This is a genomic window from Paracoccus sp. PAMC 22219 (assembly GCF_000787695.1).
GTDB lineage: Bacteria > Pseudomonadota > Alphaproteobacteria > Rhodobacterales > Rhodobacteraceae > Paracoccus.
Map to the genome: position 1 here is coordinate 1 of NZ_BBPH01000231.1, position 7149 is coordinate 7149.

Annotated in this window: 7 protein-coding genes; all 7 read right to left on the reverse strand. The window is 68.7% G+C overall.

Annotation, left to right across the window (positions count from 1 at the left end; translation table 11 throughout):
• On the reverse strand, nt 1-324 hold a 324-nt coding region (locus TY51_RS19240; RefSeq protein WP_042252878.1), incomplete at its 3' end, for an acyl-CoA thioesterase.
• Nucleotides 321-1451, reverse strand: a complete 1131-nt coding sequence (locus TY51_RS19245; RefSeq protein WP_042252873.1) for an acyl-CoA dehydrogenase family protein — start codon at nt 1449-1451, stop codon at nt 321-323. The genes TY51_RS19240 and TY51_RS19245, both read right to left, overlap by 4 nt.
• Before the next feature lie 27 nt (nt 1452-1478).
• Nucleotides 1479-2291: an enoyl-CoA hydratase family protein gene (locus TY51_RS19250; RefSeq protein WP_231559156.1), complete on the reverse strand. Its 813-nt coding sequence runs from the start codon at nt 2289-2291 to the stop codon at nt 1479-1481.
• Nucleotides 2288-2722 (reverse strand): MarR family winged helix-turn-helix transcriptional regulator, encoded by a 435-nt coding sequence (locus TY51_RS19255; RefSeq protein ID WP_042252875.1) that lies wholly within the window; start codon nt 2720-2722, stop codon nt 2288-2290. The genes TY51_RS19250 and TY51_RS19255 overlap by 4 nt, the downstream gene beginning before the upstream one ends.
• Entirely contained in the window at nt 2719-3444 is a 726-nt protein-coding gene (locus tag TY51_RS19260) for an SDR family NAD(P)-dependent oxidoreductase (protein WP_042252876.1), read from the reverse strand. The genes TY51_RS19255 and TY51_RS19260 overlap by 4 nt, the downstream gene beginning before the upstream one ends.
• A complete protein-coding gene (locus tag TY51_RS19265; protein ID WP_042252877.1) occupies nt 3441-5720 on the reverse strand; it encodes a bifunctional salicylyl-CoA 5-hydroxylase/oxidoreductase in 2280 nt (759 codons plus the stop codon). The genes TY51_RS19260 and TY51_RS19265 overlap by 4 nt, the downstream gene beginning before the upstream one ends.
• Before the next feature lie 42 nt (nt 5721-5762).
• Nucleotides 5763-7031, reverse strand: a complete 1269-nt coding sequence (locus TY51_RS24670) for a DUF4202 family protein (RefSeq protein WP_373960735.1) — start codon at nt 7029-7031, stop codon at nt 5763-5765.
• Nucleotides 7032-7149 lie beyond the last annotated feature (118 nt).

A 7149-nucleotide genomic window follows, 5' to 3' on the forward strand; every position in this document is an offset into this window, starting at 1 on the left:
CGCCATCCAGACCACCGTGGCCCGCGCCTCCACCCTGTCCTCGGCGCGGACCAGAAAGCGCGCGCTGGTCCGGCCCAGATGCTCGACCACCAGCCTCCAGTCCAGCCGTTCGCCAAGCCGCGACGGCTTGCGGAACGCCATCTCCAGCGCGACGGTGGGCATCCCCTGACCCGCCGCCATCATCGGGCCGAACCCATGGCCCACGACCTCCAGGAAGAAATTCTCCACCATGTGGTTTACCATCTCCGCATAGCGGGGGTAGAAGACGATCCCCGCCGGGTCGCAGTGACAGAATTCGATGGCAATGGTGCGGGTATAGGTCATGCGCCCTCCAGGATGCTGCGGGCGATGACGACGCGCTGCACATCGCTGGCCCCCTCATAGATGCGCAGGGCGCGGATCTCGCGGTACAGGCTCTCGACCGTGCTGCCCGTGCGCACGCCATCGCCGCCATGCAGCTGCACGGCCTGGTCGATGACCTCCTGCGCGATCTCGGTGGCGTACAGCTTGGCCATCGCCGCCTCGCGCGTGATGCGCGGCGCGCCCTGGTCCTTGGCCCAAGCCGCGCGATAGATCAGCAGGGCGGCAGCGTCGATCTTCAGCGCCATGTCGGCCAGATGACCCTGAACCATCTGCAGCTCCGCCATCGGCGCGCCCTGGATCTGGCGCGACCGCACCCGCGCCAACGCCTCGTCCAGCGCCCGGCGCGCAAATCCCAAGGCCGCGGCCCCCACCGTGGGCCGGAAATGATCCAGCACCGTCATGGCGATGCGGAACCCCTGTCCCGGCTGCCCGATCAGCGCGTCACCGGGCAGCCGAACCCCGGTTAGCCGCAGATGCGCCAGCGGATGGGGGGCCATCACGTCGATGCGCCCGACCACCTCCAGCCCCGGCGTGTCGGCAGGCAGAAGAAAGGCCGACAGCCCCCGCGCGCCCTCACCCTCTCCGGTGCGCGCGACGATCACATAGACATCCGCGATCCCGCCGTTCGAGATATAGGTCTTCTCCCCGTCCAGAACCCACCCGTCGCCCTCGCGCCGCGCCGTGGTCGCCAACCGCGCGACGTCCGAGCCCGACGCAGGTTCGGTCAGCGCAAAGCCCGAAATCGCCCGCCCCGCCCGCGTCCGCTTCAGCCATTCCCGCTGCGAGACATTGCCGAACAGCGTCACCGCCCCCATGCCCAGACCCTGCATGGCAAAGGCGAAATCCGCCAACCCGTCATGGCGCGCCAGCGTCTCGCGGATCACGCACAGCGCGCGCACGTCCAGCGCCTCGCCCCCCGAATGCTGCAGCCAGCCGCCATCGCCAAGCGCCCGCACCAGCCCGCGACAGGCTGCGTCGACATCGCCGTGATCCACCGGTAGCGCGCCCGCGGCCCAGTCCTCCAGCCCTTGGGCTAGCACCCGATGCCGATCCTCGAAGAACGGCCAGTCCAGAAAGCTGCGATCCATGTTCTCTGTTGTCCAAATACCCAAAACTCAGTCGCCTTCGAAGACCGGCACCTCTTTCGCGACGAAGGCTCGATAGGCGCGTTCGAAATCACGCGTGCTCATGCAGATGGCCTGGGCCTGCGCCTCGGCCTCGATCGCTTGGTCCAGACCCATGGTCCATTCCTGCAACAGCTGCGTCTTGGTGATCCCATGCGCCCAGGTGGGCCCCGCCGCGATGGTGCGCGCCAGATCCATTGCCGCCGCGAAGACGTCGTCATGCAGGCTGTTCCAGAACCCCCACCGCTCGCCCTCCTCGGCGCGCAGCACGCGCCCGGTGTACAGGAGTTCCGCCGCCCGCCCCTGGCCCACGATGCGCGGCAGCATCGCGCAGGCGCCCATGTCGCAGCCCGCCAGCCCCACCTTTGTGAACAGAAACGCGGCCTTGGCCGAGGGCGCGGCCAGCCGCAGGTCGCTGGCCATGGCCATGATCGCGCCCGCACCGACGCAGACCCCCTCGACCGCGGCGATCACCGGCTTGCCGCAATGGATCATCGCGCGCACCAGCTCGCCCGTCATGCGGGTAAAGGCCAACAGCTGCGGCATCTCCATGCCGACCAGCGGGCCGATGATCTCATGGACGTCGCCGCCGGAACAGAAATTCCCGCCGTTGGAGGCCAGCACCACCACATCCACGTCCGACGCATGGGCCAGCATCCGGAAACAGGCACCCAGCTCGGCATAGCTGTCGAAGGTCAGGGGGTTCTTGCGCTCGGGGCGGTTCAGGCGGATCACCGCGATGCGGTCCGTGACCTCCCACAGGAAATGCTCGGGCGCCAAGTCGGCCATGGTGACGGGTTTCATTCGGTCCTCCCGGCGCGGGACAGGATGTCGCGCAGCGCCTCCAGATCGGGTTCTGACAATCGGCCCAACAATGCGTCGACCTCGGCCTCGTGGCCCAGGGCCATGATCTCGAACGCCTCCAGGCCTTCGGCGGTCAGGCGCACGCGGATGCGGCGGCGGTCGCCGTCCTCGGCCTCGCGCCGGACCATGCCGTCGGCCTCCAGCCGGTCGACGACCGCCGTGGCGTTCCCGTTCGACACCAGCAGCAGGCGCGACAGTTCCGACATGGTCACGCCGTCGCGTTTGCGCCACAAAGCCGCCATCACGTCGAAGCGCGGCAGGGTCGTGGCATGCGCGCGGCGCAGATAGTCGCGCAGGTGGTTCTCGGCCCCCCGCGTCACGCCCAGAAGCCGGATCCAGGTCTTCAGCCGCCGCTTGGACAGATCGCTCATGCGCTCTCGCCCCCGTCCAGGACGATGGCCTGGCCGTTCACGCCGGCCGCCGCAGGGGATGCCAACCACAGCGCCGCGCCCGTGACCTCGGCCGGGGCGATCAGGCGGCCCTGGGGGTTGCGCGCGGTCAGCGCGGCCAGCGCCGCGTCGCGGTCGCGGCCGGTCTTTGCCATGATCCCGTCCAGCGTGCGGCCGGTCATTTCTGTGTCCAGATAGCTGGGGCAGATGGCGTTCGCGGTGATCTGCCTGCCCGCCACCTCCAACGCGATGGACCGCACCAGCCCGATCACCCCGTGCTTGCTGGCCGCGTAGGCCGAGGCATAGGCCGCCCCCCGCAGCCCCGCCGCCGAGGACACCGCGATCAGCCGCCCCCCCGGACCCATCTGCGACAGCGCCTGCCGAAAGGTCAGGAACACGCCCGTCAGGTTGACCGCCATGATGCGGCTGAACTGGTCCAGCGTGGTGCGGGCAAAGGGCGCGGCCTCGGCGATGCCGGCATTGGCGATGACCACCTGGCAGGGGCCGGCGTCGTCGAAGATGCGGCGGACATGATTTTCGTCGCTGACATCGCCCGGCACGGCGCGGATCAGGCCGCCCGCCACCGCCTCCAGCTTCGCCGTGTCGCGGCCGGTGATGACGACCTCATGGCCTTGGGCCGCAAAGGCGCGGGCCATGTCGGCGCCGGTGCCGCTGCCGCCGCCGGTGATCAGGACGCGGGTCATGCGCGGATCTCCTCGGCCTGCTTTTCGGCCAGACGGCGGGCCTGATCGCGGCCCGCGTGATAGGGCAGGGGCCAGTCTGCCCCATCGCCTAGGGCCGTCGCCGCGTGCAGCGTCCAATAGGGGTCGGCCAGATGCGGCCGCCCGATGGCCACCAGATCGGCGCGCCCTGCCATCAGGATGCCATTGGCCTGGTCCGCGTCGGTGATGTTGCCCACCGCCATCGTGGCCAGCCCGGCTTGGTTGCGGATGCGGTCGGAAAACGGCGTCTGGAACATCCGCCCATAGACGGGCCGCGCCAGCGGCGTGGTCTGGCCCGCAGACACGTCGATGATATCCGCCCCCGCCGCGTGGAATGCCTGCGCGATGGCGACTGATTCGTCTGGCGTCACGCCATCCTCGGTCCAGTCCGTGGCCGAGATGCGCACCGACATCGGCTTGTCCTCCGGCCAGACGGTGCGCATCGCGGCGAACACCTCCAGCGGCCAGCGCAGGCGGTTCTCCAGGCTGCCGCCGTAATCATCGCTGCGCCGGTTCGACACCGGCGACAGGAAGCCCGACAGCAGATAGCCATGCGCCGCATGCAGCTCGATCATGTCGAAGCCCGCCGCATCGGCCATGCGGGTCGCGGCGACGAACTGCTCGGTCACCGTCTCCATGTCGGCGCGGGTCATCTCCTGCGGCACGGGATTGCCGTCCGACCAAGGCAGGGCGGATGGGGCCATGATCGGCCAGTTGCCTGCTGCCAGCGGCTGGTCCATCCCCTCCCACCCGATGCGGGTGGAGCCCTTGCGGCCCGAATGGCCGATCTGGCAGCAGATCCTGGCATCCGTTTCGGCATGGACGAAATCGGTGATCCGCCGCCAAGCCGCCTGTTGCTCGGGCGCGTAAAGGCCCGGACAGCCCGGCGTGATGCGGCCCCCTGCGGACACGCAGGTCATCTCGGTAAACACCAGGCCCGCGCCGCCCTTGGCGCGTTCGCCGTAATGGACCAGGTGCCAGTCGGTCGGGCAGCCGTCCTGCGCCTTGTACTGCGCCATGGGAGATACGACGATGCGGTTCTTCAGCGCCATGTCGCGCAGGCGGAAGGGGGCAAAGATCGGCGCGCGGCCCGGCTGGCCGCCGGCCTGTTGTTGGAACCAGTCCTCGGCCTCGCGGACCCAGACCGGGTCGCGCAGGCGCAGGTTTTCGTGCCCGATGCGCTGGCTGCGGGTCAGCAGGGAATAGGTGAACTGGATCGGGTCCAGATCCAGGTAACGTTCGACCTCCTCGAACCATTCCAGGCTGTTGCGGGCCGCCGATTGCAGGCGCAGCACCTCGACCCGCCGCTCCTCCTGATAGCGTTCGAAGGCGCGGGGCAGGTCGGGCTCGGAATGCAGGTAATCGGCCAGCGCGATGGCGCTGTCCAGGGCCAGCCGCGTGCCGGAGCCGATCGAGAAATGCCCCGTCGCCGCCGCATCGCCCATCAGAACGACGTTCTCATGATACCAGCGGTCGCAGATGACGCGGGGAAAGTTCATCCAGACGGCAGAGCCGCGCAAATGGGCGGCGTTGGACATCAGGTCATGCCCGCCCAGATGGTCCTTGAAGACATCGTGGCAGGTCTCGACGATCTGCTCCTTGGTCATGGCCTCGAAGCCCATCGCGTCCCAGGTGTCCTGCGCGCATTCCACGATGAAGGTCGCGGTGTCGGCATCGAAGGAATAGACATGCGCCCAGAGCCAGCCCTGCGGCGTCTTCTCGAAGATGAAGGTGAAGGCGTCGTCGAATTTCTGCTTGGTGCCCAGCCAGACGAACTTGCAGCGGCGCATGTCGATGTCGGGGCGGAACACGTCCGCATATTCGGCGCGGACGCGGCTGTTCAGCCCGTCGCAGGCGACGACCAGGTCATAGTCGCGGCGGTAATGTTCGGCGGTCTGGAACTCGGTCTGGAATTGCAGGTCCACGCCCAGCTGTCGTGCCCGCTCCTGCAGCAGGATCAACAGCTGCCGCCGCCCGATCCCCGCGAATCCGTGCCCGCCGGAGACCTGCCGGTGCCCGTCGCGGACCACCGCGATGTCATCCCAATAGATGAAGTGGTCACGGATCGCCTGCGCCGAGGGCGGGTCGTTCTTCTGCAGCCGCGACAGCGCGTCGTCGGACAGCACCACCCCCCAGCCGAAGGTGTCGCCCGCGCCGTTGCGTTCCAGCACGGTCACATCATGCGACGGATCGCGCAGCTTCATCGAGATCGCGAAATAGAGGCCCGCAGGCCCGCCGCCCAGACAGAGAATCTTCATCCCGTGCCACCTCCTGCGATGCAGGCTGGCACGGGTCCGAAATCATTTCAAGCTTGAAACTTCTCTGGCGATGGAGGCTGCGATCATCGCGGGCACCTCGGGCGCCAAGCCCACCGGGTCAAGGCGTGGGCCGGTAAAGCCCGCCTGATCCAGCGCCTGAGGCAGGTCGTCGGTCACATGCTCGGCGCGCAGCGCGAAGAGCGGCAGGCTGATGGCCTGACCCAGATCGCGGGCGGCATCGGCGATGAAGGGTTCCTGTTCGACGAAGCCCGCGACCACGCGGGCGAAATGCGGTGCGATGCGGGCGGCCAGCGCCATGGTGATGTCGTGGCTGGCCTGCCCGCGCTGCGACCCGTGCGCCGACAGCAGCAGCGTCGTGTCGGACAGCGCCCAGCCCTGGGCATCGGCGGCCTGTTGCGCCTTTTCGACGACCAGCGCGTCAAGGCCCGGATCGGTGCCGAAAGGTCGCATGATATGCGCGCCGGGCGCGCCGGCCTGGGTCAGGCGGCGGGGCAGTTCGATCCCGGTGAACCAGCCCTCGGCCATGAACATCGGATAGATGATGCAATCGCTGCGGCAGGTGCGGGGCAGGGCGTCGGGGTCGGCCAGGGTCGCGCCCAGGACCTCGACGCCGGGGGCGTGGGTTGCGATCTGGGCGGCCAGCGCCTCGATCGCCTGCTGCTGGGGGGCGGGGTCGCCGGGCTGGCCGTGCGAGACGATGACCGCGCGCGACAGGGTCTGCGGCTGATCGGCGTCGTGGAAGTATTGCGCCAGCGCGTCGGGCATGGGGAATTCGGCCAGCGCGCGGGCGCGGGCGTCCGCCGACATCTTGCGGACGGTCTTTTCGATGATGCGGGGGATCTTATGGTCGGGCTGTTCGGCCATGAAATCGCCCAGATACCAGCGGATGAAGGTGAAGCAGATCACATCCTCCAGCGCCTGGACCTGGGGGTCGCGCTTGATGCCCTGTTTGGTCAGCATGCGGCGGGCATCGGCGATGTCGTCGTCGCCATAGCCCGCATCGGCCATGATGCCCGCGATGCGGTCGGCATGGCGGCGGCCCTGTTCCTGGCGCCAGGCCAGATAGCCGGGGCGGTTCATCGGATAGTCGGCCCGCGGCAGCAGCCATCGCTCGACATGCTGGCCCCGGCAGGCGATGCGCAGCGCGTCGGACGCGTCGGGGAACAGGCGTTGCTGTTCGGCCGTCATGCGCTGGCCGTAAAGCAGGTTCGCGGGTTGGCCGTCCTGCAGGTTCGGGTCCTGGACGTTTGCGGCGTCGATGGCGGTGAAGGCGTGGTCGAGGCGGGTCATCGCGGGCTCCGGCTGATTTGGGGCAAGTGTGCGCATGCGGCGCGCGGGTGGCAAGCGGACAGGGGGGGCGGCACCCCGTCCTGCGGACTCCCCCCGGGGTATTTGGGCAACGGAGAAA

Excerpts from the sequence above, each read along its gene's own strand:
- TY51_RS19265 (WP_042252877.1), bottom strand. The coding sequence starts at position 5,720 with ATGAAGATTCTCTGTCTGGGCGGCGGGCCTGCGGGCCTCTATTTCGCG.
- TY51_RS19255 (WP_042252875.1), bottom strand. The coding sequence starts at position 2,722 with ATGAGCGATCTGTCCAAGCGGCGGCTGAAGACCTGGATCCGGCTTCTG.
- TY51_RS24670 (WP_373960735.1), bottom strand. The coding sequence starts at position 7,031 with ATGACCCGCCTCGACCACGCCTTCACCGCCATCGACGCCGCAAACGTC.
- TY51_RS19250 (WP_231559156.1), bottom strand. The coding sequence starts at position 2,291 with ATGAAACCCGTCACCATGGCCGACTTGGCGCCCGAGCATTTCCTGTGG.
- TY51_RS19245 (WP_042252873.1), bottom strand. The coding sequence starts at position 1,451 with ATGGATCGCAGCTTTCTGGACTGGCCGTTCTTCGAGGATCGGCATCGG.
- TY51_RS19260 (WP_042252876.1), bottom strand. The coding sequence starts at position 3,444 with ATGACCCGCGTCCTGATCACCGGCGGCGGCAGCGGCACCGGCGCCGAC.